Raw genomic sequence first — 25,562 nt, 5'->3', positions numbered from 1 at the left:
AAAGAGGAAGGCTGAACGCTCAGCCGAGGACGTCCTGGTTGATCACATTCTGGCGCAGCGGATTGCCGTCCAGCACGCTCAGGATATTGCGCGCGGTCTGCTCGCTCATGCGATCGACGGCCTCGACGGTGACGCCGGCAACATGCGGCGCCATGATCACGTTCGGCAAAGCGTGCAGGGGCTGGCCGACCGGTGGCGGTTCGACCTCGAACACGTCGAGGCCGGCGCCGGCGATCTTGTCCGACACCAGCGCATCGTGCAGCGCCTTCTCATCGACGATGCCGCCGCGGGCGGTGTTGATGAGATAGGCGGTCGGCTTCATCAGCCTGATCCGCGCCGCGTTGAACATGCCGACGGTCTCTGATGATTTCGGGCAGTGGATCGTGACGAAATCCGCCCGCGGCAATGCCGCCTCTAGGCTCGGCACCGCCTCGCAGCCGGCCGCCGTGATCTCGCTGGCGGGCTTGTATGGATCGTAGACCAGCACGTTCATTTCCATCGCAAGGCAGCGCTTGGCGGTGCGAGTGCCGATGCGGCCGAAGCCCACGATCAGCACCGTCTTGCCGTAGAGATCGAACGGCAGCACGCCGAGCCGGCTCGCCCAGGTACCGTCCTTGACCATGGCGTGCATTTCGTTCGCGCGCTTGGCCAGCGTCAGCATCATGAACAATGCCTGCTCGGCGACCGAGGGCGAGTTCGCGGTGCCTGCGACCATCAGCGGTACCTTGCGGCGGGACAGCGCCGGCACGTCGACGGCGTCATAACCGACGCCGATCCGGGTCACCACCATCATGCCCTTGGAGGCTTCCAGCTCCGCCTCGCCGAACCGGGTGGCGCCGAGCGCCACTCCATGGACCGGTGCATGCTGCTCCAGCATGGACTGGAAGTCCTTGGCCGAGATCAGGTTGGGAAATTCGATCAGGTCTACGTCGTCCCGCTCGTTGAGGAGCACCCGTGCCCCCGGCGACAGAGTCTGGGTGATGAAAATCTTCTTCTTGTTGGTGGCCATTTCCTGCCCTTGAGGTTTCTTGTACGCCGTCAAAGGACGACGCCGGTCACCTCATTTAGCAAATGCATATTGTTGAGGTCCACAGCCAATCGGAGCGGGCTGCCATCCTGCGCGCCGGCATTGGGATTGACCCGGCCGCAGAGCTGGGAGCCCTCGAGCGTGAAGTAGACCAGCGTCTCCATCCCCATCGGCTCGGTGACGTCGAGCACCGCATCGAACGGCTCGATACCGGGCTCGGCATGCGGGCGGGCCTCCATGACATGCTCAGGCCGGAGGCCCAGCAACAGCTTGTCGGTGCGGGAAAGCGCCTGGTAGCGGGCGGCGCGCGCCGGCGGCAGCGGGAAGGTGAGGCGATCGGTCAGCCGCACGTTGAGCTTGCCGCCGACGTCCTCGAGCCGGCACGGCACGAAGTTCATCGCGGGCGAGCCGATGAAGCTTGCGACGAACTTCGTCGCCGGCTTGTGATAGAGCTCGTTGGGCGTGCCGATCTGCTCGATCCTGCCGTGGTTCATCACCACCACGCGGTCGGCCAGCGTCATCGCCTCGACCTGGTCATGGGTGACGTAGACGGTCGTGGTGCGGACCTTCTGGTGCACCTTCTTGATCTCGATCCGCATCTGCACGCGCAATTTGGCGTCGAGGTTGGACAGCGGCTCGTCGAACAGGAACACTTTCGGGTTGCGCACGATCGCGCGTCCCATCGCGACGCGCTGGCGCTGGCCGCCAGAGAGTTGCTTCGGCTTGCGGTCGATCAGGTCGGTGATGTCGAGCATCCGGGCGGCCTCCGTGACCCGGCTCTTGATCTCGGCCTTGGGGTAGTGCTTCAGCCGCAGCCCGAACGACATGTTCTCGGCGACCGTCATGTGCGGGTACAGCGCATAGTTCTGGAACACCATCGCAATGTCGCGGTCTTTCGGCGGCACGTCGTTGACGACGTCGCCGCCGATCATGATGTCGCCGTCGGAGATATCTTCGAGGCCGGCGATCATCCGCAAGGTCGTCGACTTGCCGCAGCCGCTTGGGCCCACCAGCACCACGAACTCATGGTCGGCGATATCGAGGTCGATGCCGCGCACCGCCTCGACCTCGTCGTAACGCTTCACCACCTTACGCAAACTGACGTCAGCCATGAGTCCTACCTTTGTCGCGTTCAACCCTTTGTCGCACCGGCGGTCAGGCCGGCAATGTAGTAGTCCATCAGGAAGGCGTAGATGATCAGCGGCGGCGCGGCGCCGAGCAGGGCGCCGGTCATGATCTGCCCCCAGTTGAAGACGTCGCCCTTGATCAGGGTCGTGATGATGCCGACCGGCAGCACCAGCTGATCGGTCGAGGTCGTGAACACCAGCGGATAGAGGAATTGGGCCCAGGACACGGTGAAGGCAAAGATCGTCGCCGCGATCAGGCCGGGCAGGGCGACCGGGATGAAGATCCGCGTCAACGTCTGGAACCAGCTCGCGCCGTCGATGATCGCGGCCTCGTCGAGCTCCTTCGGGATCGAGGCGAAATAGCCGATCATGATCCAGGTGCAGAACGGCACCGTCAGCGTCGGATAGATGAAAAGCAGGACGTACCAGCGATTGATGAGCTGAACGCCGGTCCAGTCGCCGATCACCGCGAACATCTTGAACAGCGGGATGAACAGCAGGCTGTCCGGAATGAGATAGGTCAGGAACACCCCGGTCGCGAGCGTCGCCGAGCCCCAGAATTTCATTCGCGCCAGGGCGAATGCCGCCGGCACGCTGATCAGCATCGTGATGGTGACCACGATGATCGAGACCCACGCCGAATTCCAGAAGAAGCGGAGGAACTGGTTCGAGGTCAGCAACTCAGCGTAGTTGGAGAGCGTCGGATGATATACCCACCACGGGTTGGTCGCCGCGGAAATCTCCGCACTGCTCTTCAGCGAGGTGATCAGCATGTAGAGCGGCGGCACCAGCGAGAAGATCGCAAACAGCGTGAGAAAGAAATAGGACCAGCGCAGCGCCCAGGTCCGATCGCGGCTCATGCTGCCGTATTTGACCTTGCGGGTCGGTCCGGACTTGTCGATCGTCACCGTGCTCATCAGGATTCGTTCCCGCGTTTGGTGATGTCGCGCAGGATGAAGATCGCCGCGACCGCGAGGATCGGCACCATGAACAGCGAGACGCTGGCGCCGAGCGGAATGTCACTGCCCTCGATGCCGACGCGGAACGCCCAGGTCGCAAAGATGTGGGTGTGGTCGAGCGGCCCGCCGGCGGTCAGGATGCGCACGATGTCGAAATTGGCGAAGGTCACGATCAGCGAGAACAACGTCGTGATCGCAATGATGTTGCGCATCATCGGCAAGGTCACGTACCAGATGCGCTGCCACCAATTGGCGCCGTCGATCGCGGCCGCCTCATAGAGTTGCTCGGGCACCGATTTCAACGCCGCCAGATACATGATCATGAAGAACGGCGCGCCGTACCAGACGTTGACCAGGATCACCGAGAAGCGCGCCCACATGGCGTCGCCGGTCCACGGGATCGGCCCGATGCCGAAGAAGGAAAGCGTGTAATTGAAGGCGCTGTAGGACGGATCGAACAGCCACAGCCAGGCCAGCGTGCTCATGGCCGGCGGGATCACCCATGGCACCAGCAGCATGCCGCGCCATTTGCGCTGCTTGTTGGCCGGCACGTTGTGCACGAAATGCGCGACGATGAAGCCGATCAGCGCTTTGAACACCACCGCGGAGATCGCGAAAATGCAGGACTGCTTGACCACCAGCCAGAAGGTCTCGCGCTTGAACAGGAACTCGAAGTTGCCAAGACCGACGAACTTGGTCATCGCCTTGTTCAGCGTCGCCAGATGCAGCGAGTAGATGGCCGGGTAGAGTACGAGAATCGCGATCAGAAGGATCAGCGGCAGCGTCATCAGGAACGCGGCCATCGACTTGCGCCGAAGCGCGTTGCGCAGACCGGTGCGCCGTCGCCCTGCCTGGGCTGCGGCTGTGCGGTTGGATTGGAATGCGACGTCAACCATAACGCAGGTCCCTCGCGCGGGTTGGTTGCACGGCTCGCCGGTTCGGCGGTCGGGATGTGAAGACGAGACCTCGCGCGGCCGGCACTAAGGGCGGTCGCGCGAAAGCTCGCTTGTCGTCAGCTTCGCATGAAGCCTTCACACTCGCCCTCGGCCCAGGCGAGCGTCTTTTCCATGCTTTCACCCTGGTAGTAGCGCAGGCACATCTTGGTCAGGGTGGCCTGGAAGTAGATCTGCTGCGCGACCTTGGGCGGCGCAGGCGAGGCCGCCATCGACAGCGTCTGGTGTTTGAAGGGGTTCGGGTAGTGGTAGAGCGTGCCCTTGGGCGGCCCTACCTCTTCCCAGATCTTCAACGTCGTGAGCTTTTCGTAGGCCGGCAGGTCGTAGCCGCCGCTCGCGACCACCATCTTCTCGATCGATGCCGGTTGCGACAGATGGGACAGCAGGCTCTTGGCTGCTTCCTTGTTCTTCGAGAACGACCAGATCGACCAGAAGAACGGCAGATAGGGCGCGAAGCGTCCCTTGGGTCCGGCCGGGAAGCCGTGGGTCCAGCATTGCTCCGCGACCTGCGGGGCATCGCGCTTGGCGACCGCCCATGCGCTCGGCGGGTTCATGATCATCGCGCCCTTGCCGGCGACCAGCCATTTGTTGTTCGAGGCATCGTCCCATGCGGAGACGTCGGGCGGCAGGAAGGCGAGCAGCTTCTTGTAGAACTCGAGCGATTGGCGCACCGCGTCGGTCTTGACGGTGAGGTTGCCCTTGGCGTCGACCAGCTGCGCGCCGAACGAGTTGAAGATCGCGCCGGCGGTGTCGACATTGTCGCTGGTTTCGCCGAGACCGATGCCGAACGGGAAGCCGGCCTTGTGGCAGGCCTCGGCCGCCTTGAGGAACGTATCGAGGGTCCAGTTGTCCGCCTTCGGCGGGCTTCCGGCCGGATACATCTCCTGCACGTCGATATTGGCATACTTCTTCATCAGGTCGATGCGCGAGCAGGGGCCCTTGATCTGGCTGCCGACGCTGGCGGGAACACCGAGCCATTTGCCGTCGGCCTGGCCGAGATATTTCACCGTGCCGTTGACGTCGCCGTTCAGCTTGATGAGCGGGTCCATGATGTCGTTGACCGGCTCGAGCAGCTCGGCATTGGCCTGTGGCCACCAGGTCGGCATCTGGAAGATATCGTGACCGGATTTCGCCTGCGCCTCGGCGGCGATGGTGACGATGTTCTTGTTGCCCTGGCTGGTGATGTAGTCGATCTGGACCTCGACCTTTTCCTTGGCGGCCCATTCATTGACGAGCTCGGTGGAGGCGCTGTTCGCGCCCGGCACCCAGTGATCCCAGAAGCCCATCGATAGCTTGCCGGCTGCGTAGGCGCCACGCACGTAGGGGGCTGTAATGAGCGCCGCCGATGACAGCGCTGTCGCTGCAACGAATTCTCGGCGCGAAAGCTTCTTCCGTGACATGGCATTCCCTCCCTGGTAGCCAACGGACAAAAGACTTTTTGAATCCCGATGTTCTTTTTTGTGCGTCGCGTTCGCGCGACATCGCGGGATTTCGTTGCACCAATCAGAACAGAATTGCCGGCCGCTGTCGAGAAACGTAATGCCTGTGCCACGTAGAACTAACGTTGTGGTCAAATCGCAGGCAGTGTCGTCAACCTCACTGCAATTTCCGGCGGTTTGCTGCACGCCTTGCGATCATGTTGCGACGCACGCACGAGTTGCCACCGACGTATTCGCGGACGGTGCGCCGTTGCGCCGCAGGTTTCCGGCCAAGCCTGATCTAGCTGTGTTCCGTCATGTTGATGCCCCGCGCGAGCAATAGACTTGCCGAAGCTGGAAACGATAAAGTCCGGATTCGTCGAACCTACCCCCGCATCAATTCTGCAATCCACTATCGAACACGGAGACCCGATCATGCTCAACCCGGTAGCGAAGCTGCGAGCACAATGGCGATTGTGCACCGCGGTTGGGGCCGCCACCGTCATGCTGCTCGCAGTGCCTCGTATCGTCGATGCGCAGATTGTGCAGGGCGTCGAGAAGGGCGCGCGCGAGGGCAACAAGGCGGCCGGACCGGTTGGCGGTGTTCTGGGCGGCGCGATCGGCGGCGTCGTCGGTGTGGTGACTGGCGTGACCGGCGTGTTCACCGGCAACAATGCCAACAGCGCGCCCCCCAGTGCCGCTAACGGCAAGAACGCGCAGGCCCCGGCCCCCGGTGACAAGCCGGGCGCCAAGGGCACCAAATCGGCCAAGGCCGCCGCCAAGGACAAGGGCGCGAAACAGCAGACGGCCGTGCTGACCCAGGATGGGGCGCCGCAGCTCACGGCCGAGCAGATGGTCGCCAACAGCGACGCCAACATCGATCGGATCAAGAAGGAGCTGAACCTGACGCCGGAGCAGGAGAAACACTGGTCCGGTTTCAACAGCGCGATGCACTATCTCGGCCACAACGGCGCGGACCGCCTCAATTTGCGCATTGCGCGCGCACAGCGCGATCCGCCTGACGACATCATCGAGCAGATGCGCAATGAGGCCCAGTTCCTCAACGACCGCGCGGTCGATCAGCGCGGCGTCGCCGACGCCGCGGAGCCGCTCTTTGCGAGCCTCGACGACAAGCAGAAACAGATCTTCATCAACGAAATGGTCCGCCTCAGCCACGAACGCGGGCTCGACTAAAGGATCCATCGTCGGCGAAGTGGGGACGAATAGCCGGGCCACCAAGCCCTGGGGTAGGTTAAAGGCGCAGCACCCGGCTATTCTGCCGCAGCGGCGCGGCCCGGTTAATTCGTCATTCAATGTTGAAGAAAAACGGACCGGATCGCGCCCGAGTGATGGCCGAGTCAGGGCCTTGTGGGGAACTATCCACAGCGCAAACCCCGCCGCGGATAGCAGCAAACGGCCGGGACATAGGCGAGCGAAAGCGACGCCCTACTTCGGACGGCTGTGCCCGGCCACCGCGATCCGAAAAGCGCTGGCGCTCAGCTCTTCGGGAAGTTCAGCTCCACGCCGACGCCGTCGGGATCGTAGAGGAAGATTTGGGTATCGCCGGTGCGCGGCACGATCTGCTCGCGGAATTGAACCTTCTTGCCCTGCAGCCGCTTGCGCACCCCGTCGACGTCGGACGCGGCGAAGGCGATGTGGTCGAGGCGGCCGGTGTCCTCATATTTCTTCTCGGTGCCGCGCACCACGATGCCGTCGCGCGGCTTGCGGGTGCCCATCAAATGGACAGTGGCCTGGCCGCCGGAATAGAGCCAGTAGCCGGGAAAATCGAGCGGCGGCCGATCGCCATTCTCGAGCCCGAGCACATCGCAATAGAACTCCTTGGTCTTCTCCAGGTCCTGCGGTTCGATGGTGAAATGCTGTAGTCCACCCAGTGGCATGGTTCTTCTCCTTGAGAAATCGGGTTAAACGAAGCTGAGGTCGGCATCGACGCCGAGCATCCAGGCGCCGACGGTCTCGAAATGGCTGAACCGGCCCTGCAATTGCTGGGTCACGGTGTGGATGTCGCGGAAGCGCCGCTCGAGAGGATGGCCGTCGAAGATCGCGGTGGCGCCGGCGGCATTGTAGGCGAAGTCGACCGCCTCCCGCGCCTTGTGGATGGCATGCGTTGCCGCCATCCGGATCGTCATCCGCTGCGCGACCGTGATGCTGGTCCCGGCAACCAGATCCTTCCAGATGTCGGCCATCGACTGCAGCAGGAACGCGCGCGCCGCCCGCAGATTGACTTCGGCCTGGGCGAGGCCGGATTGCACGACCGCATTGTCGCGCAGCGTCTTCTTCATGCCGCGCGGCACCTTGTTGCGGGCGACATCGACGAAATTGTCCAGCGCGCTGCGGGCAATGCCGCAGGCGACCCCGGCAAAGCCGATCTGATAGCAGGTGTGGTTGCTCATCCGGTACAGCGGGCCATTCTCGCGGCATTCGCGGTCGAATTCGCGGGTGATCGAGTGGTCGGAGCGGACGAAGAAGTCGTCGAGCGCGAACTGGTCGCTGGCGGTGCCGCGCAGCCCGACCGTGTTCCAGATGTCGGTCCATTCGACGTGTTCGGTGCGCACCAGCATGGTGCGTTCGACCTGCTCGCCATTGGCGTCACGGCGCGGCGCGCCGTCGGCGGCATAGACAGGGCAGTGGGCGCCGAGCCAGGTGGCGTGCCGCCCGCCGGAGGCAAACGACCAGACCCCGGTGACGCGGTAGCCGCCTTCGCACTCGATCGCCTTGACCTTCGGGCCGGGACCCCAGGCGAGTACCGCGCGTGGGTCGGCGAACACCTCCTGCGCGACCGGCAGGTCGAGATAGGCGGCCGACATCGCACAGCCGCCGGCCTGGCTCAGGCACCACGCCGTCGAGGCATCGCCTTTGGCGATGGTCTCAATGACATGGAAGAAGGTGACGGGATCGGTCTCGGTCCCATTGGTCGACCGCGGCAGCAGCAGGCGGAACAGCCGGGCCTCATGCAGCCGGTCGAGCAAATCGGGCGGCAGGCGGCGCGTCATCTCGATATCGTCGGAGGCGGCCGCAACCGCGCCCCTGATCGCCTCGGCGCGGGCGATCACGTCGCGATCGCCGGCAAGATCGGCAGAAGTCACGCTCATCTTCGTCTCCCTCAGGCGCGCCGGATCGTTGCGGACGCCGCGACGTCAGCGGTCGCGTTGAGCTCCTTGTCGATCTGCTCGATCGACTTGCCCCGGGTCTCTAGCCCAAAGAACAGATAAACGGCGCCCGCCATCAGGAACCAGCAGCCGAGATAGACGAAGGCGGTCGGGATCTGGGTTAGCGGCACGTCCGGCTTGAGATAGTTGTTGGAGCCGACGATCAGGGCAAGCCCGACCGGCCCGATGATCTTGCCGATGCCGCCGAAGCCATAGGCCGACCCCATGCCCGTGGTGCGCAGGTGCGACGGCCAGACCTCGGCCGCATAGGGGCCGACGATCGCAAAGCCGCCGTCGGCGAAGAAGAAGGCGGCAGCGAGCAGCAGCCAGAACGCCGACATCCCGAACAGCGTCACGTCGTAGTGATAGCCGGCAATGATCGTCAGCGCCCCGGCCCCCAAGCCGAGCAGGCCGCCGGCGACGCGTCGTCCCAGCAGTTCCGAGAACCAGGAGAACGAGATGCGGCCGAGGAAACCGGTGACGCTGAGCAGGATCATCATCTTGGCGGCCTCCTGCGGCGTCACCCTCAGGAGCAGCACGAACAGCGCGGGCGCCCAGAGTGTGATGCCGTAGACGCCGGTCTGCGCGCCGGCATTGCCAAGCCAGGAGACGATCAGGCTGCGCGGATATTTGAACAGGTCGAACCAACTCGTCTTGACGATCGGACCGGCGTCGGCCGCGCTCGGCAATGGCAGTTCGGACGGCTGAACCTGCAGGGCCCAGGCGAGCGATTTGCGGGCTTCGTCATAGCGTCCTTGCCGGCATAGCCAGCGCGGCGATTCCGGAACCCAGAGCCGGACCAGCAGCACCAGGACCGCCGGCAGCACGCCGATCGCAAACAGCAGCCGCCACTGATCAGTGCCCATGATCGCCCCCAGCACCGCGCCAAGACCGACGCCGAGCGGGATCACGCAGGTCACGAGCCCGCCGACCCAGCCGCGCTTGTGCGAAGGCATGAACTCCTGCACCAGCGGCAGGTCGACACAATAGAGGCCGCCGACGCCGACGCCGACGAAGAAGCGCAGGATTGCGAGATAGACCCAGCCATTGTCGGGCGTGAAATAGAGCAGGCCGGTCGCGATCGAGAAGTTCAGAACGGTGCCGATGAAGACGATGCGGCGGCCGATCCGGTCGGCGAGCCAGCCCCAGAGATACGCGCCGATGATGGCGCCGATGCCGGAACTCATCAGCACGGTGGCCGATTGGCCAAAAGTGAGTTTCCACGGTCCGATCAGGAACGCGAGCACAAAGCCGATCAGGAAGTAGTCGAAGAATTCCAGCGCATCGCCGATGATGGCCGCCGCAAGGATCTTGATCTGGTTGCCGGTCAGAGTCGTCCGGCGATCGAGAATCTCGAACATGGCGCGTTTTCCCCATGGCGCTTGTTCATTGTTATCAGGAGCGTGCGTCGCGCCAGCGCTTCGCCCATAGGGTGAGGCTATCCTCGCGCCATCGCGAACGACAAGCCCGCGCTGACGCGGGGCTCATCTGCAGTGACGCGATAAGCAATTCGGCCTGCCGCTGCGCACAAATCGTGGTGCGAAAGCCCGATCCGGCCTGTCGGAGCCGTTGACTTCGGCAATGCCGATCGACCACGCTTGTGTGAAATAAGCTGGGGGGCAGGCCGGGTGGACGAAAAGCGCAGGCATCCGCGAACCGAGGTCAATGAACCCGGCTATGTCTCGTCGGGCGGTTCGGTCATGCATTGCACGATCGTGAACATTTCGCCGGAGGGAGCCGCGATCGAAGTCGAGAATTCAGCCTTCGTCCCGCATCGCTTCCGCCTGGTGATGGCCAAGGACGCCTCTGTTGTCTATGAGTGCCAGGTGGTCTGGAGCAAGAAGACGCGGATCGGACTGAGCTTCGTGACGCCGACCTGAGCGCGGCGCGCTGCAAATCCCGGCCCGGACGTCCTGGATCGCCCGGGTTTCGTTGCTGGAACAACTGGTGGTGTGCCGATGACTCCGGAACCTGCAACGATCTGCCTCGGCTGCTGGCAAAACCTGCATATGCCGATTCCGCTGCGCGGCCCGTTGTCGGCGCCGTTCCGCCTGTTCGGCGTCAAGCCGAGCCGAATGAACCCGAACACGTGCACGCTCTGCGAGATGGCCTTCTCGAAGATCATGAAGGCGCGCGCCGTGACCATCGACGCCACCATCCTGTTTGCCGATCTGCGGGGCTACACCACGCTGACCCAGACCATCGCGCCGGACGGACTGACATCGCTGCTGGATGCGTTCTACGATGACTGCGCCGCCGCGATCTGGCGCTATGACGGCATTCTCAACAAGACGATCGGCGATGCCGTGTTCGCGATCTTCAACTTTCCGGTGCGGCGGGACGATCATGCGGTGCAGGCCTTGCTGGCCGCGCGCGACATCCAGCGCCGCTTCCAGGAAAGGCACGACGCGTTGGTGCGGACGATCGGCGCCGGCGACATCGAGATCGGCATCGGAATCGGGATGGACAGCGGGGATACCAATTTCGGTGAGTTCGGCCAGACCCACCGCGACCTGACGGCGGTCGGCACCGTCGTGAACCGCGCCGCGCGCGCCCAGGCGGCGGCGAAATCCGGCGAGATCCTGGTCACGACGGCGGTGCGGGAACGAACCGGCGACATGATCACGGCAGCCGGTTCCGATCACGCGCTGAAGGGCTTCGACCAGCCCGTCAGATTGTTCCCTGCGTGAATTGACGCGGTGCAAAAAACGACGGCTCCAGCGCGAAACTCCGCGCCGAAGCCGTCGGGGATGGTCGTTTGCCGATTACGAACGCGGCTTCAACGCGAGGCCGGCGGCTTCGTTCCAGGCCGGCTGAAAATCTTTCGCAACCGGCGTCAGCGCCACATGCCGCGCATCCGGGCTCCGATGTCGATCGGCGGCGCGCGGCTGGCGGCCGCGGCCTGCGCGGCGGCGGCGCGCGGCCAGGTGGTCCGCTCGAACATCGGCAGGAGCCGTTCCGGGATGAAACGGGTGCGCGAGGCGTACATGTGGCGGTCGCCCTTGGCCGCCTGGCCGTGGACGAAAAAGCGCTGCGGCACCAACAGATGCAGATCGTCCTTGGCGCGGGTCATGGCGACATAGAGCAGGCGGCGCTCCTCCTCGAGTTCCGCCGATGTGCCGGCGCCGAGATCGGAGGGCATGCAGCCATCGACGACATTGAGCAGGTAGACGGACTTCCATTCCTGCCCCTTGGCGGAGTGGATCGTCGACAGGATCAGGTAATCCTCGTCGAGCAGCGGCACGCCGGCCTGGTCGCTGGTCGCGTCCGGCGGATCGAGTGTGAGCTCGGTGAGGAAGCGTTCGCGTGACGGATAGCCGGCGGCAATCTGCTCAAGTTGGATAAGGTCGGCGCGGCGGACCTCGCTATCCTCGTGGATGCGGTCGAGATGCGGCTCGTACCAGTGGCGCGCGCGCTCGATGTCAACAGGCCATTCCGAATAGCGGAGGTTCTCGATGGCCTCGACGAACAGCCGCCAGTCGGCACCGGCGCGGGGCGTGGCGGGCAGTTCTGCGAGCGCTGCGATCGGATCGGCGGCCTCGGCCATGCAGTCGAGCACGCGCTGCGCCGAGGCCGGCCCGACGCCGGGCAACAGATGCAGGATCCGAAAGCCCGCGACCCGGTCGCGCGGATTGGCGGTGAAGCGCAGCAGCGCCAGCATGTCCTTGACGTGTGCAGCATCGAGGAATTTGAGCCCGCCGAATTTCACGAACGGAATATTGCGGCGGGTCAGCTCGACCTCGAGCGGTCCGCTGTGCGAGGAGGTGCGGAACAGCACCGCCTGGTGCTTGAGCAGCGCGCCTTCTTCGCGGTTGGCCAGCACCTGCTCGACGATGTAGCGCGCCTGATCGGCCTCGTCGCGGATCGTGACGAGCAGCGGCTTGCGGGTCGAGGTGCGGTCGGTCCACAGGTTCTTGGTGAAGCGTTCCTTGGCGAGCGAGATCACGCCATTGGCTGCCGACAGGATCGGCTGCGTCGAGCGATAGTTGCGGTCGAGCGTGACGATCTCGGCTGCCGGGCTGAACTGCGACGGGAAGTCGAGGATGTTGCGCACGGTGGCGGCACGGAACGAATAGATCGACTGCGCGTCGTCGCCGACCACGGTGAGCCCGCGCCCCCCGGGCTTGAGCGCAAGCAGGATGGAGGACTGCAGGCGGTTGGTGTCCTGATATTCGTCGACCATCACATGGTCGAAGCGGCCGCCGATCTCCTCGGCCAATGCCGTGTCCGTCACCATCTGCGCCCAATAGAGCAGGAGGTCATCGTAATCGAGCACGTTCTGCCGTTGCTTGGCTTCGACATAGGCAGCGAACAACTGCTTCAATTCGCCGGCCCAGCCGGCGCACCAGGGGAAGAACTGACCGAGCACGGCTTCAATCGGCATCTCGGCGTTCACGCAGCGCGAATAGATCGCAAGGCAGGTGCCCTTGGTGGGAAACCGGCTTTCGGTGCGGGAGAAACCGAGGTCGTGGCGGACCAAGTTCATCAGGTCGGCGGAGTCCTCCCGATCATGGATCGTGAAGATCGGCTCGAGGGCGATGCGTTCGGCGAATTCCCGCAGCAGCCGCGCGCCGATGCCGTGGAACGTGCCGGCCCAGCTCAGCGCATCGGTCATGATGGAGGCGCGATCGCCGAGCACGCGCCGTGCGATGCGCTCGACGCGGCCGGCCATTTCGGCGGCGGCTCGCCGCGAAAAGGTCATCAGCAGGATGCGACAGGGATCGGCGCCTGCGACGATCAGATGCGCGACGCGATGGGCGAGCGTGTTGGTCTTGCCGGAGCCCGCGCCCGCGATCACCAGCAGCGGGGCGCCGACGATGCAATCCTTACCGATCCCGTGCTCGACCGCACGGCGCTGCTCGGAATTGAGCGCATCGAGATAGGCTGTGTTGGCAAGTTCAGGCACGAATCACCCCCACAAAACGCTAACAGACATTGCGATTCAGTGGAGCCGACGCGCGGGGGCGGACGCAGAGAAATTAGATTGACATTAACGCCGCGCGGCGCACAACCGCGCCATGGGTGACGTATCCAAATCCGACACGCCGCTGAAGGCGACGTTCAAGGTGCGGCTGAACGGCGAGACGGTGACGCTTGCGACCGTCGGTCAGGCCTACCGCTTCATCAGCAATCTCAGCGCCGTCGAATGGATGGAATTCCGCTCGCTGCATGACGAGGCGTTGGTTGCGCTGGAGAGGGCGGCTGGGAACGCCATGCTGACGGTGCAAGCAACCAACGCGTTGCGGACGCTGTTCGTCCGCGCCAAATTGCTTTGAAAAGAAATGGGCCGCCTTGGCCTTCCTTTGGCCCTCCGAGGCGGCCCTAGATTAGCGGCCGAAGCGCAATCCGCTTCCGGCCGTCGCGTGTACCGCCGTTACCTTGTTTGCGGCCATAACGAACAGCGACTTACGAGACCACCGCCGATTCGGCTGTAGCCGCCGCACCACAATCAGGGGCCGACGTCGTCGACGAGGCGGTCATAGACCAGGGCGGACCGCAGGTTCATGGTCGCGATCTTCAGATAGCCCGGTTCGCGCATGGCGTTGTTGAACATCATGATCGCCGTCTTCCAGTAGCCACGCTCACGCTGGTCGATATTCAGCGTCGACAAATAGTCCGCAGCGTCGCCGACCGTCGCGAGCGTTCGCCCGTTTTTCAGCGTGATCGGGAACGCAAGCGGCGATCGCTTCTCCAGCTCCAGCACGTGAGGCTCCCCCAAAGCAGCGATAAAGACAAAGCAGCAACGACAGAAACAGAACTAGCTGCGCCGCTATATCAAAGCCTTAAGGGGGTGTCCGGCCCGTCCGGATCGGAGCTCAGAAAGAGTCCGCCAGCGCGATCTCGGCCCTGAGGGCATCGATGCGCCGGTCGGCTTCCTCGGACGTCAGGTCGCGCGCGTACTGGTTCGGCTGATACGCCTCTTCGGCGAGGCTCCTCAACCGCAGCCCCTGGGCACGGGTCATCAGCCCGCCAAGGCGCTCCGCAACCCCGCCAAATCTTACCGCTGCCATGCTCATCGCTCACCTCACTTGCTGGATCGTGACTTGACAATATGTTCTATATTTGTTCTAACAAGCCATGGACAACAAGATCAATGAAATTCGTCGGAAGATCAGCACCTTGCGGGCTGAAATGACCCTGATCGAGGCGTCGATCAGGGATCAGGTCAACCGCGACCTCGACTGCAGCGAGGCGTCATACCGGCTGATGGCGATGCGAGCCGAAGTGGCCGAACTCATTGGTCGATGGAAAGCCTCCGGCGGCGGCGACCGTCTCCCGACGGTGCGGGAGCGGCTGAGCCGAAGCTTTGCGGATCGCCCTGTTGCGACCGTCAAGCCGGACCCCGCCAAGCCGGCCCCCGTCAAATCGAACAGCGGCAGGTCCAAGCCGGGCCACAGCAACGCGAGGGTTTGATCGGCCCGCCCGCGGAGAGGGCGCGTCTCACACCGGCTCAAGCCCAAATCTGGTTTCGAGGCGGGAACCCGAGCCTCGCATGGGCATTTTCTTGTGGTGAGAGCCAACACCCTAGCATCGCCCAGCGCCATGATCGCCGATCCGACCGCGCCACCGCGGGCATCGATGAATGACGATCGCAGCCCATTGCTGACGCTGATCTCCTGCATCAGCTGCATCAGGACGATGCGGCTTGAGAGCAGCCACCCGGCGGGCACCGAGGGCAGGGATATTCTCCAGTACCGCTGCGAGCAGTGCAGCCGCATCGAGCGGGTGCAACTGGTGCGGCGAAGCTGGCCTGCGGAACGCTAGCCCTTCGATTTTTCGAACTAGGAGTGGGCTTTTGCCTTTGGTCTGGGCGCAATCTTCCGCACCTCGGAATCGAACTCGCCCGCGGCGTCTGCGGACGGGTTGCTCGTGGCGCCGCCCGAGCCTTGTCCGGTCAGTTTCGAGAGTTCGCGGCTGAGATCATGGATGCGGTACGGCTTGCGCAGGACCGGAAAGTCGGATCTCACGTCGCGTGCACTCTCGCTGTAGCCTGTCGTCAGCAGGATCGGCAGCTCGGGCTTCCTGTCCCGGATCGCGCGTGCCAGCTTCAGACCGTCCATCCTGCCGGGCATCACGATGTCGCTGAACACCACATCGACCCCGTTGGTGTCGACTTCCGATAAGGCGGCCTCTGCGCTCGACGCCCAGCGCACGGTGTAGCCGAGCTGTTCGAGCAAGCCCGCGCTTGCGTCGGCGACGGCAGGATTATCCTCGATCAGCAGGACGGTGGCGGAGCCGCGCACGCTGCGAGCCGCAGCCGTGCGCTTTGCGGCCGCGATCCCGCGCGGCAGGTAGATGCTGACCGTCGTGCCCTTGCCGAGCGTGCTTGTTATCTCGACCCGGCCGTCGGCCTGGTGCGCAAATCCGTGGACCTGGGACAGTCCGAGGCCGGTCCCTTTGCCGACCGGCTTGGTGGTGAAGAACGGGTCGAAGACCTTGCTCAGCACGTCCTCGGGGATGCCTTCGCCGGTATCGGCCACACTGGCGGCGACCTCGTTGGTTTCGGGGACGTTGCGGGCCGAGACGGTTAGCGTCCCGCCATTAGGCATCGCGTCCCGCGCATTGACCACAAGGTTGATCAGCGCGGTCTCAAACTCGTTCGGGTCGACGAACACCGGCCAGAGATCCGGCTGGATGTCCATGTTCAGCTTGATCGCGCCGCCGAGCGCGCTGCTCAGCACCTCGCGCACCGCGGCGACCCTGTCGGCGACGTCGACGGTCTGCGGATTGACGCTCTGACGGCGCGCGAAGGTGAGCAGCTGGCTGGTCAGGGAGGCGGCACGCTCGGAGGCGGTCTCGATCGCGCCGAGCGCGAGCTGGCCGCGCTCGCTCGACACCTCGCGTTTGATCCGATGCAGATTGCCCGAATGATCATCAGCAGGTTGTTGAAGTCGTGCGCGACGCCGCCGGTCAATTGACCCAGCGCATCCATCTTCTGCGATTCCGCCAGCTGACGCTGCACCCGCTCGAGCTTCTGTTGCGCCTCGCGCCGCTCGGAAATGTCCCGTGTGATCTTGGCAAAGCCGACCAGGCTGCCGTCGCTGTCGCGGATCGGATCAATCACGACGCTGGCCCAGAAGAACGAGCCGTCCTTGCGGACCCGCCAGCCGTCCTCCTCGTAGTGCCCGGTCTCTTCCGCGATCTTGAGCGCGCGGGCCGGCTTGCCCGCGGCCTGGTCGGCCGGCGTATAGAACCGCGAGAAACTCTGGCCGATGATCTCGTCGGGCGAATAGCCCTTGATGCGCTCGCCGCCGGCGTTCCAGTTGGCGACGATGCCGGCCGGCGTCAGCATGTACAGGGCGTAGTCGGTGACGTTGCTCACCAGCAAGCGGAACTGGCTTTCGCTGGCATCGAGATCCGCGCGCGCTTGCTGCCGCTCGGTAATGTCGCGGGTGACCATCGCGTAGCCGACGAGCTTGCGCTTCTCGTAAATCGGGTCGATGACGACCGAGGCGTGGAATTGCGATCCGTCCTTGCGGACGAACCCGCCCTCCGCCGCGGCATGCTTTTCCTTCCGCGCGATCTGCAGGGCCTTGGCGGGAAGGCCGGATGCGCGATCCTCAGCGGGATAGAAGACCGAGAAGTGCTTCCCGAGGATGGCTTTGGCCGAATAGCCCGTGATGCGCGCGGCGCCCTTATTCCAGTTGGTCACCCGTCCATCGGGAGCGAGCATGCAGATCGCGTAGTCGATCACGCCCCCGGCCAACAGCCGAACGTTGCGCTCGCTCTCGAAAATGCCGCGCTTGAGTCGATCCGATTTCTTAACCATCACAAATCCTGCCCGGCCGGAACGTTTCGGAGAGGCGAATGTTCCAATGCGATCAGATGCGACCGTGAGGACCAGGCAATACGAAAGGCTTACGTCGCTTTGCGAAAAAGTTCCATTCCTCTTTGGAACTTTAGGTTCCATTAGCGATTAAGCCACTCGGTTTGCGTCACAAATCGCGGTTTTGGCGTTTTCCCGCTTGAATAGATCAAGGGCAGTCATTCTTATGGTCACACTGGCTTTTCCGAGTCTCTCGACAGGGGGTCAGCGCGTAGGGGAAATTCCATGACCGATCTCGGTTCGCCGCCTCGTCCCCGTGCTGATACCCGCCGCGCCAAATCATCCAACGGAAGCCTCGATTCCTCGCACGACCTGCTGCAGTCCCTGCAGGCGATGCGCGGCGGCGACTTCTCGGTCCGGATGCGCGGCGACTATCTCGGCATCGACGGCAAGATCGCCGACGCCTTCAACGAAATCGCCGCGGCGAACGAGCGCATGGCGCAGCAATTGGCGCGCGTCGGACAGGTCGTGGGCCGCGAGGGGCAGACCCGTCAGCGCGTCAATTTCGGCCTCGCCAGCGGCGCCTGGGCCGATATGGAAAGCTCGGTCAATACGCTGATCGACGATTTGCTGTGGCCGACCCGCGAGGTCACCCGGGCGGTCGCCGCGGTGGCGCAGGGCGACCTGCTGCAGACCGTGCAACTCGACGTCGAGGGCAGGCCGCTGCGCGGTGAATTCCTGCAGTCCGCGAACATCGTCAACACGATGATCAAGCAACTCTCGGTATTTACCTCGGAGGTCACGCGCGTGGCCCGCGAGGTTGGCACCGAGGGCAAGCTCGGCGGCCAGGCCCAGGTGCCGGAAGTGACCGGTGTCTGGAAGGACCTGACCGAGAGCGTCAACTCGATGGCCAACAACCTGACCGGCCAGGTCCGCAACATCGCCGAGGTGACGATCGCGGTCGCCAATGGCGACTTGTCCAAGAAGATCACGGTCGACGTCCGCGGCGAGATCCTGCAGCTGAAGGAAGCCATCAACACGATGGTCGACCAGTTGCGCTCGTTTGCGTCGGAAGTGACGCGCGTGGCGCGCGAGGTCGGTACTGACGGCAAGCTCGGCGGCCAGGCGATCGTGCCCGGCGTCGCCGGCACCTGGAAGGATTTGACCGACTCGGTGAACGCGATGTGCGGCAACCTGACTGCCCAGGTCCGCAACATCGCCAACGTGACCACGGCGGTGGCGCGCGGCGACCTGTCGCGCAAGATCACGGTCGACGTCAGCGGCGAGATCCTCGAGCTGAAGGACACCATCAACACGATGGTGGACCAGCTCAATTCGTTCGCGTCGGAAGTGACGCGCGTGGCGCGCGAGGTCGGCACCGAAGGCAAACTCGGCGGCCAGGCCCAGGTGCCCGGCGTCGCCGGCACCTGGAAGGACCTGACCGACAACGTCAACTTCATGGCGTCGAACCTGACCGCGCAGGTCCGCAACATCGCGGACGTCGCGACCGCGATCGCCGGCGGCGACCTGTCGAAGAAGATCACGGTGAATGTGTCGGGCGAGATCCTTCAGCTGAAGGAAACCCTCAACACCATGGTTGACCAGCTCAACGCATTCGCGTCGGAAGTGACGCGCGTGGCGCGCGAGGTCGGCACCGAAGGCAAACTCGGCGGCCAGGCCAACGTGCTCGGCGTCGCCGGCACCTGGAAGGACCTGACCGACAACGTCAACTTCATGGCGTCGAACCTGACCGCGCAGGTCCGCAATATCGCCGGCGTCACCACCGCGGTCGCCAATGGCGACCTGTCGAAGAAGATCACGGTGGACGTGCGCGGCGAAATCCTCGAGCTGAAGGACACCATCAACACGATGGTGGACCAACTCAACGCCTTTGCCGGCGAGGTGACGCGCGTGGCGCGTGAGGTCGGCACCGAGGGCAAGCTCGGCGGCCAGGCCGAGGTGCGCGGCGTCGCCGGCACCTGGAAGGATCTCACCGATAGCGTCAACTCGATGGCGTCGAACCTGACCGCGCAGGTCCGCAACATCGCCGAGGTCGCGACAGCGGTCGCGAAGGGCGACCTGTCGAAAAAGATCACGGTGAACGTGTCGGGCGAAATCCTTCAGCTGAAGGAAACGCTCAACACGATGGTGGACCAGCTCAACGCCTTCGCCGGCGAAGTGACGCGCGTGGCGCGCGAGGTCGGCACCGACGGCAAGCTGGGAGGCCAAGCCGAAGTGCCCGGCGTCGCCGGCACCTGGAAGGATCTGACCGACAGCGTCAACTCGATGGCCGGAAATTTGACGGCGCAGGTCCGCAACATCGCCGAAGTCGCGACCGCGATCGCCGGCGGCGACCTGTCGCGCAAGATCACGGTCGACGTGCGCGGCGAGATCCTTCAGCTGAAGGAAACGCTGAACACGATGGTCGATCAGCTCAACCGCTTCGCGGGCGAGGTGACGCGCGTGGCGCGCGAGGTCGGCACCGACGGCAGCCTTGGCGGCCAGGCCAACGTGCCCGGCGTCGCCGGCACCTGGAAGGATCTGACCGACAGCGTCAACTCGATGGCCGGCAATTTGACGGCGCAGGTCCGCAACATCGCGGAAGTGACCACCGCCGTGGCGCGCGGCGACCTGTCACGCAAGATCACGGTCGACGTGAAGGGCGAAATCCTCGAGCTGAAGAACACCATCAACACGATGGTCGACCAGCTCAACGCCTTCGCCGGCGAGGTGACGCGCGTGGCGCGCGAAGTCGGCACCGAGGGCAAGCTCGGCGGCCAGGCCGAAGTGCCCGGCGTCGCCGGCACCTGGAAAGACCTGACCGACAACGTCAACTTCATGGCGTCGAACCTGACCGCGCAGGTCCGCAACATCGCCGAGGTCGCGACCGCGATCGCCGGCGGCGACCTGTCGAAGAAGATCACGGTGGACGTGCGCGGCGAGATCCTGCTGCTCAAGGACACCCTGAACACGATGGTCGAGCAGCTGCGCTCGTTCGCCGCCGAGGTGACGCGCGTCGCGCGCGAGGTCGGCACCGAGGGACGGCTGGGCGGCCAAGCCGTGGTGCCCGGCGTCGGCGGCACCTGGAAGGACCTGACCGACAACGTCAACCTGCTGGCGGCGAACCTGACCACGCAGGTCCGCAACATCGCCGAGGTGACCACCGCTGTGGCGCGCGGCGACCTGTCGCGCAAGATCACGGTCGACGTGAAGGGCGAGATCCTCGAGCTGAAGAACACCATCAACACGATGGTGGACCAGCTCAACGCGTTCGCCGGCGAGGTGACGCGCGTGGCGCGCGAGGTCGGCACCGAGGGCAAGCTCGGTGGCCAGGCCGAGGTGCGCGGCGTCGCCGGCACCTGGAAGGATTTGACCGACACCGTCAACGTCATGGCGGCGAACCTGACCGAGCAGGTGCGCGGCATCGTCAAGGTGGTGACCGCGGTCGCCAACGGCGACCTGAAGCAGAACCTGACGGTGAAGTCGAAGGGCGAGGTGGCCGCGCTCGCCGACACCATCAACAACATGACCGAGACGCTCGCGACCTTCGCCGAGCAGGTCACCAGCGTGGCGCGCGAGGTCGGCGTCGAGGGCCGGCTCGGCGGTCAGGCCAACGTGCCCGGCACCGCCGGCACCTGGAAGGACTTGACCGGCAACGTCAACCTGCTGGCGGCCAACTTGACCTCCCAGGTGCGCGCGATCGCGGAAGTGGCGACCGCGGTCACCAAGGGCGACCTGACGCGCTCGATCCAGGTCGACGTGCGCGGCGAGGTCGCCGAGCTGAAGGACAACATCAACACGATGATCGGCAACCTCCGTCTCACGACGGAGCGCAACACCGAGCAGGACTGGCTGAAGACCAATCTGGCGCGCTTCACCAACATGCTGCAGGGCCAGCGCGATCTTGCGACCGTCGGCCGTCTGCTGCTGACCGAGCTGGCGCCGCTGATCAACGCGCATATGGGCGTGATCTACCAGGTCGACAATCCCGAGAATGCGCAGCTGCGCCTGTTGTCGGCCTATGCCAGCGACAGCAACAACCCGCATCCGCAAATCGTCCGGTTCGGCGATGGATTGGTCGGTCAGTGCGCGCTCGACAAGCGGCAGCGCTTCGTCTCCGATATTCCCGGCGACGCGGTGCCGATCAATTCGGCGTTGATGCGGGTCATGCCGAAAAACCTCGTCGTGTTCCCGGTGCTGTTCGAGAACCAGGTCAAGGCGGTGATCGAGCTGTCCTCGATCTCCTCGTTCACGACCTCGCAGATCACCTTCCTCGAGCAACTGACCGACAGCATCGGCATCGTGCTCAACAGCATCGAGGCGACGATGCAGACCGAGGCGCTGCTCAAGCAGTCGCAACAGCTCGCCGGCGAGCTGCAGACCCAGCAGAAGGAATTGCAGCAGACCAACGATCAGCTCGAGCAGAAGGCCCAACAGCTCGCCGAGCGCAATGTCGACGTCGAACGCAAGAATCAGGAGATCGAGCAGGCGCGGCGCGCGCTGGAAGAGAAGGCGACCGAGCTGTCGCTGACCTCGAAGTACAAGTCCGAATTCCTCGCCAACATGTCGCACGAGCTGCGGACGCCGCTGAACTCGATCCTGATCCTGGGCCAGCAGCTCACCGAGAATCCGGACGGCAATCTGACCGGCAAGCAGGTCGAGTTTGCCCGCACCATTCATGGTGCCGGCACCGACCTGTTGAACCTGATCAGCGACATCCTCGATCTCTCCAAGATCGAGTCCGGCACGGTGACGGTCGATGCGGAGGAAATTCTGACGTCGAGCCTGCTTGAGACCGTTGGACGGCCGTTCCGGCATGAGGCGGAGAACCGGCATCTCTCCTTCAGCATCGACGTCGACGCCAATCTGGCGCGCAGCATGGTTACCGACTCCAAACGGCTGCAGCAGGTGCTGAAGAACCTGCTCTCGAATGCGTTCAAGTTCACCGCGGAGGGCGGCGTCAGCCTGACGGTGTCGGCCGCGCTCGGCGGCTGGGGTGCGGAGCATCCGATCCTCAACGCGGCGCCCGCCGTCGTTGCGTTCGAAGTGTCGGATACTGGTATCGGCATTCCCCAGGAGAAGCAGAAGCTGATCTTCGAGGCGTTCCAGCAGGCCGACGCCGGCACCAGCCGCAAATATGGCGGCACCGGTCTTGGCCTTGCCATCAGCCGCGAGTTGGCGGGCCTGCTTGGCGGCGAGATCCATCTGCGCAGCGCGCCGGGCAAGGGCTCGACCTTTACACTCTACCTGCCGCTGAAATATGCCGGTCCGTCGGCCGGGCTGCGCCCGCAGGCTCAGCCGCTACAGATGCCGCACACCACGGCACCGTCGCTGCAGGCAGCGGGCACGCAGGAGCGCGTGATCGAGCAGCTTCCGGATGACCGCCTCAATCTCGAGCCCGGCGACACTATCCTGCTGATCGTCGAGGACGACCCGCATTACGCGCGGGTCCTGATCGATCTGGCGCGCGACAAGGGCTTCAAGGTTTTGGTCGCAAGCCGCGGAGCCGAGGCGCTCGATCTCGCCAAGCAGTTCCAGCCGAGCGCGGTCTCGCTCGACGTCTTCCTGCCGGACATGCTGGGCTGGACCGTGCTAAGCCAGCTCAAGCACAATCCGCTGACCCGTCACATTCCGGTCCAGATCATTACGCTCGACGAGGACCGGCAACACGCGCTGGCGCGCGGCGCCTTCTCCTTCGTCAACAAGCCGACCACGACCGAAGGCGTCAGCGCCGCGCTGTCGCAGATCAAGGAATACGCAAGACCGCGCCGCAAGCGCCTGCTGATCGTGGAGGATAACGCGGCCGAGCAGCTCAGCATCACCGAGCTGCTCGGGCACGAGGATATCGAGATCGTGACCAGCGGCACCGGGGCAGGGGCGCTCTCGACGCTGCGCGAAAATCCCTGCGACTGCGTCGTGCTCGATCTGCGGCTGCCCGACATGAGCGGTTTCGAGGTGCTGGATCAGATCCGCCAGGACGAGATGCTCCGCAATATTCCCGTTGTCGTGTTTACGGGCCGGGAACTCTCGGCCGAGGAAGACGCGGAACTTCATACGATGGCGCGCAGCATCGTCGTCAAGGGTGTGGAGTCGCCGGAGCGGCTGCTCGATGAAACGTCACTGTTCCTGCACCGTGTGATCACGGAATTGCCCGTCGAAAAACAGAGGATGCTGGAGAAGCTCAATAGTTCCGACGAGGATCTGATTGGCAAGACGGCGCTGCTGGTCGACGATGACGCCCGCAACATCTTCGCGCTGTCGAGCGTGCTGGAACGGCGCGGTATGAAGGTGTTGACCGCGACAACCGGGCATGAAGCGATCTCGCTGGTCGAATCCAACCCGAAGATCGCGATCGTGCTGATGGACATCATGATGCCGCAGATGGACGGTTACCAGACCATCGGCGCTATCAGGCAAAATCCCGCCTTCGCGCGCCTACCGATCATCGCGCTGACCGCGAAGGCGATGAAGGGCGACCGCGAGAAATGCCTGGAGGCAGGCGCGTCCGACTATCTGGCGAAACCCGTCAACACCGAGCAACTGCTGCTGGCGATCCGCATGTGGCTGCACCGCTGATCGGCGATCGAACATGATGGACCATGAAAAGGTAAACATCCTTCTGGTCGATGACCAGCCGGCCAAGCTGCTGGCTTATGAGGTGATCCTGAAGGAGCTCGGCGAAACGCTTGTCGCCGCATCGTCGGGCCGCGAGGCGCTCGAGTTCCTGCTCAAGAACGAAGTCGCGGTCATCCTGGTCGACGTCTGCATGCCCGAGCTCGACGGCTTCGAACTCGCGGCGATGATCCGCGAGCATCCGCGTTTCCAGAAGACCGCGATGATCTTCATCTCGGCGATCCAGGTCAGCGACATCGACCGGCTGCGCGGCTACGAGATGGGCGCGGTCGATTACGTGCCGGTGCCCGTCGTGCCCGAGGTGCTGCGCGCGAAGATCCGCGTGTTCGCCGAGCTCTACCGCAAGACCCGCCAGCTCGAACGCCTCAATTCCGAGCTCGAGGACCGTGTGCGCGCGCGCACCGCCGAGCTCGAGCAATCCACCACGCGGCTGGTCGAAAGCGAAGCGCGCCGCAGCATGGCGATTGCTGCGGGCAAGATGGGCTCGTGGGACTGGGATTGGGTCAACGGCGACTGGATGTGGGACGAGGGGCAATACAAGATCTTCGGCGTCGACCCGAAATCCTTCGCGCTGACCTCCGACAATATCCAGGCGCTGTTTCATCCCGACGATGTCGAAGAACTCCGCCAAGCCTGGGCCGGGTTCGGTAACGGGCAGACGTCGTATGAAGCCGAATTCCGCATCATGCGACCGGACGGCGAGGAGCGCTGGTGTGTCGGCACGGCTGCGGCGACCAGCGACAGGAACGGCAGGGTGGTGCGGGTCAGCGGCGTCACCGTCGACATCACCGATCGCAAGAAGGCCGAGGAACGGCAGACCCTCCTGACCCGCGAGGTCGACCATCGCGCCAAGAACGCCCTCGCGCTGGCGCAATCGATCGTGCGGCTGACCCGCGCGCAGAACGTCACCGCCTATGTACGGGCGGTCGAGGGCCGTATCACGGCGCTGGCCCGCGTTCACACCGTGCTCTCGCTGTCGAGCTGGCAGGGCGCCGAAGTCCGCCGCCTGGTGACCGAGGAGATCGCGCCGTATTCCGAGGCCGGGCAGATCCAGATCGCCGGCGGCGAGGTGCAGTTGCAGCCCGCGACCGCGCAGACGCTGGCGTTGGCGCTGCATGAGCTCGTCACCAATTCCGCGAAATACGGCAGCCTGTCGGTGTTGTCGGGCCGGCTCGCGATCACCTGGGAAGTGCACGACGAGACGCTGATCCTGGCTTGGGTGGAATCCGGCGGGCCGCTGGTGACCAAACCGAAGCAGAAAGGTTTCGGCACGCGAAGCGTGATCGCCAGCATCGAGACCCAGCTCGGCGGACGGGCCGACTTCGACTGGCGCGCCGAAGGCCTAATATGCCGGCTCACGGTCCCTCTCAAGCCGCCGCTTGGAGAGACGCCGGCGTTTCGCGAGCCGTCGGCAGCCGAGCGCAAGCCTGTGGTCATTTCCAGAGTCGTGTAGCGCAACTCGCGAAGCGCGCGTCGATTGATGTGACGGCGCCTCCCAACGAGCATTGATG

Annotated in this window: 19 protein-coding genes and 2 pseudogenes; 8 read left to right on the top strand and 13 right to left on the bottom strand. The window is 64.3% G+C overall.

From position 1 onward, the window contains the following. Positions 1-19: 19 nt before the first annotated feature. The 5 genes from HAP48_RS38095 to HAP48_RS38075 all read right to left on the bottom strand — a co-directional run bounded on the left by HAP48_RS38095 (position 20) and on the right by HAP48_RS38075 (position 5,466). The gene (locus HAP48_RS38095) at positions 20-1,009 is read right to left on the bottom strand and encodes a hydroxyacid dehydrogenase (protein ID WP_166205023.1); all 990 of its coding nucleotides are present in this window, start codon (positions 1,007-1,009) and stop codon (positions 20-22) included. Positions 1,010-1,038: 29 nt separating this feature from the next. After that, positions 1,039-2,139 carry an ABC transporter ATP-binding protein gene (locus tag HAP48_RS38090; RefSeq protein WP_029081856.1) on the bottom strand — a complete coding sequence of 367 codons (1,101 nt, stop codon included), beginning with the start codon at positions 2,137-2,139 and terminating at the stop codon, positions 1,039-1,041. Positions 2,140-2,159: 20 nt separating this feature from the next. Beyond that, a complete protein-coding gene (locus tag HAP48_RS38085) occupies positions 2,160-3,071 on the bottom strand; it encodes a carbohydrate ABC transporter permease (RefSeq protein WP_166205021.1) in 912 nt (303 codons plus the stop codon). Continuing rightward, the gene (locus tag HAP48_RS38080) at positions 3,071-4,009 is read right to left on the bottom strand and encodes a carbohydrate ABC transporter permease (protein ID WP_166205019.1); all 939 of its coding nucleotides are present in this window, start codon (positions 4,007-4,009) and stop codon (positions 3,071-3,073) included. Before HAP48_RS38080 ends, HAP48_RS38085 begins: the two co-directional genes overlap by 1 nt. 116 nt (positions 4,010-4,125) lie before the next feature. Then, positions 4,126-5,466: an ABC transporter substrate-binding protein gene (locus HAP48_RS38075; RefSeq protein ID WP_166205017.1), complete on the bottom strand. Its 1,341-nt coding sequence runs from the start codon at positions 5,464-5,466 to the stop codon at positions 4,126-4,128. A 453-nt stretch (positions 5,467-5,919) separates the two neighbouring features. Here HAP48_RS38075 and HAP48_RS38070 point away from each other — a divergent pair, with 453 nt between their 5' ends. Continuing rightward, the gene (locus HAP48_RS38070; RefSeq protein ID WP_210292738.1) at positions 5,920-6,678 is read left to right on the top strand and encodes a Spy/CpxP family protein refolding chaperone; all 759 of its coding nucleotides are present in this window, start codon (positions 5,920-5,922) and stop codon (positions 6,676-6,678) included. A gap of 302 nt (positions 6,679-6,980) precedes the next feature. On the opposite strand, the gene HAP48_RS38065 is transcribed toward HAP48_RS38070, so the two are convergent. Genes HAP48_RS38065 through HAP48_RS38055 form a run of 3 tightly spaced genes read right to left on the bottom strand, consistent with a single transcriptional unit; the run spans position 6,981 to position 10,012 of the window. Further along, entirely contained in the window at positions 6,981-7,382 is a 402-nt protein-coding gene (locus tag HAP48_RS38065; protein WP_166205015.1) for a VOC family protein, read from the bottom strand. A 24-nt stretch (positions 7,383-7,406) separates the two neighbouring features. Beyond that, on the bottom strand, positions 7,407-8,594 hold the full coding sequence (locus tag HAP48_RS38060) for an acyl-CoA dehydrogenase family protein (RefSeq protein ID WP_166205013.1): 1,188 nt from the start codon (positions 8,592-8,594) through the stop codon (positions 7,407-7,409). Between the two features lie 11 nt (positions 8,595-8,605). Beyond that, entirely contained in the window at positions 8,606-10,012 is a 1,407-nt protein-coding gene (locus HAP48_RS38055; protein WP_166205011.1) for an MFS transporter, read from the bottom strand. 267 nt (positions 10,013-10,279) lie between these two features. Here HAP48_RS38055 and HAP48_RS38050 point away from each other — a divergent pair, with 267 nt between their 5' ends. Further along, positions 10,280-10,531 (top strand): PilZ domain-containing protein, encoded by a 252-nt coding sequence (locus tag HAP48_RS38050; RefSeq protein WP_166205009.1) that lies wholly within the window; start codon positions 10,280-10,282, stop codon positions 10,529-10,531. Positions 10,532-10,609: 78 nt separating this feature from the next. Further along, a complete protein-coding gene (locus HAP48_RS38045) occupies positions 10,610-11,341 on the top strand; it encodes an adenylate/guanylate cyclase domain-containing protein (RefSeq protein WP_166205007.1) in 732 nt (243 codons plus the stop codon). Between the two features lie 146 nt (positions 11,342-11,487). Here the strand turns inward: HAP48_RS38045 and HAP48_RS38040 are convergent, their stop codons facing one another. Beyond that, on the bottom strand, positions 11,488-13,557 hold the full coding sequence (locus tag HAP48_RS38040; protein ID WP_166205005.1) for an ATP-dependent helicase: 2,070 nt from the start codon (positions 13,555-13,557) through the stop codon (positions 11,488-11,490). Positions 13,558-13,669: 112 nt separating this feature from the next. On the opposite strand from HAP48_RS38040, the gene HAP48_RS38035 reads away from it, so the two are divergent. Further along, positions 13,670-13,927: a hypothetical protein gene (locus HAP48_RS38035; protein WP_029081847.1), complete on the top strand. Its 258-nt coding sequence runs from the start codon at positions 13,670-13,672 to the stop codon at positions 13,925-13,927. Positions 13,928-14,100: 173 nt separating this feature from the next. On the opposite strand, the gene HAP48_RS38030 is transcribed toward HAP48_RS38035, so the two are convergent. Further along, a complete protein-coding gene (locus tag HAP48_RS38030) occupies positions 14,101-14,355 on the bottom strand; it encodes a hypothetical protein (RefSeq protein ID WP_166205003.1) in 255 nt (84 codons plus the stop codon). Between the two features lie 112 nt (positions 14,356-14,467). After that, the gene (locus HAP48_RS38025; RefSeq protein WP_224496771.1) at positions 14,468-14,668 is read right to left on the bottom strand and encodes a DUF3072 domain-containing protein; all 201 of its coding nucleotides are present in this window, start codon (positions 14,666-14,668) and stop codon (positions 14,468-14,470) included. 61 nt (positions 14,669-14,729) lie between these two features. Here HAP48_RS38025 and HAP48_RS38020 point away from each other — a divergent pair, with 61 nt between their 5' ends. Next, positions 14,730-15,065, top strand: a complete 336-nt coding sequence (locus HAP48_RS38020) for a hypothetical protein (protein WP_166202828.1) — start codon at positions 14,730-14,732, stop codon at positions 15,063-15,065. A 129-nt stretch (positions 15,066-15,194) separates the two neighbouring features. Then, complete coding sequence (locus HAP48_RS38015) at positions 15,195-15,416, top strand: hypothetical protein (protein ID WP_166205000.1); 222 nt, start codon at positions 15,195-15,197, stop codon at positions 15,414-15,416. Positions 15,417-15,541: 125 nt separating this feature from the next. Here HAP48_RS38015 and HAP48_RS38010 read toward each other — a convergent pair. Together HAP48_RS38010 and HAP48_RS38005 are read right to left on the bottom strand one after the other, a co-directional pair. Next, positions 15,542-17,052: pseudogene (locus HAP48_RS38010) on the bottom strand (PAS domain S-box protein); the annotation flags it as partial. Positions 17,053-17,064: 12 nt separating this feature from the next. After that, positions 17,065-17,325, bottom strand: a pseudogene (locus HAP48_RS38005) (PAS domain S-box protein); the annotation flags it as partial. Positions 17,326-17,703: 378 nt separating this feature from the next. Between HAP48_RS38005 and HAP48_RS38000 the strand changes: the two are divergent. Together HAP48_RS38000 and HAP48_RS37995 are read left to right on the top strand one after the other, a co-directional pair. Next, positions 17,704-23,994, top strand: a complete 6,291-nt coding sequence (locus HAP48_RS38000) for a HAMP domain-containing protein (protein ID WP_420869836.1) — start codon at positions 17,704-17,706, stop codon at positions 23,992-23,994. Between the two features lie 16 nt (positions 23,995-24,010). Further along, positions 24,011-25,504, top strand: coding sequence for a sensor histidine kinase (locus HAP48_RS37995; RefSeq protein WP_224497107.1), 1,494 nt, complete (start codon positions 24,011-24,013; stop codon positions 25,502-25,504). Positions 25,505-25,562 lie beyond the last annotated feature (58 nt).

Source organism: Bradyrhizobium septentrionale (genome assembly GCF_011516645.4).
In the GTDB taxonomy this organism is placed as follows: Bacteria; Pseudomonadota; Alphaproteobacteria; order Rhizobiales; family Xanthobacteraceae; genus Bradyrhizobium; species Bradyrhizobium septentrionale.
The sequence above is the reverse complement of the archived record's forward strand: the minus strand, read 5'-3'. Positions and strand labels throughout refer to the sequence as shown.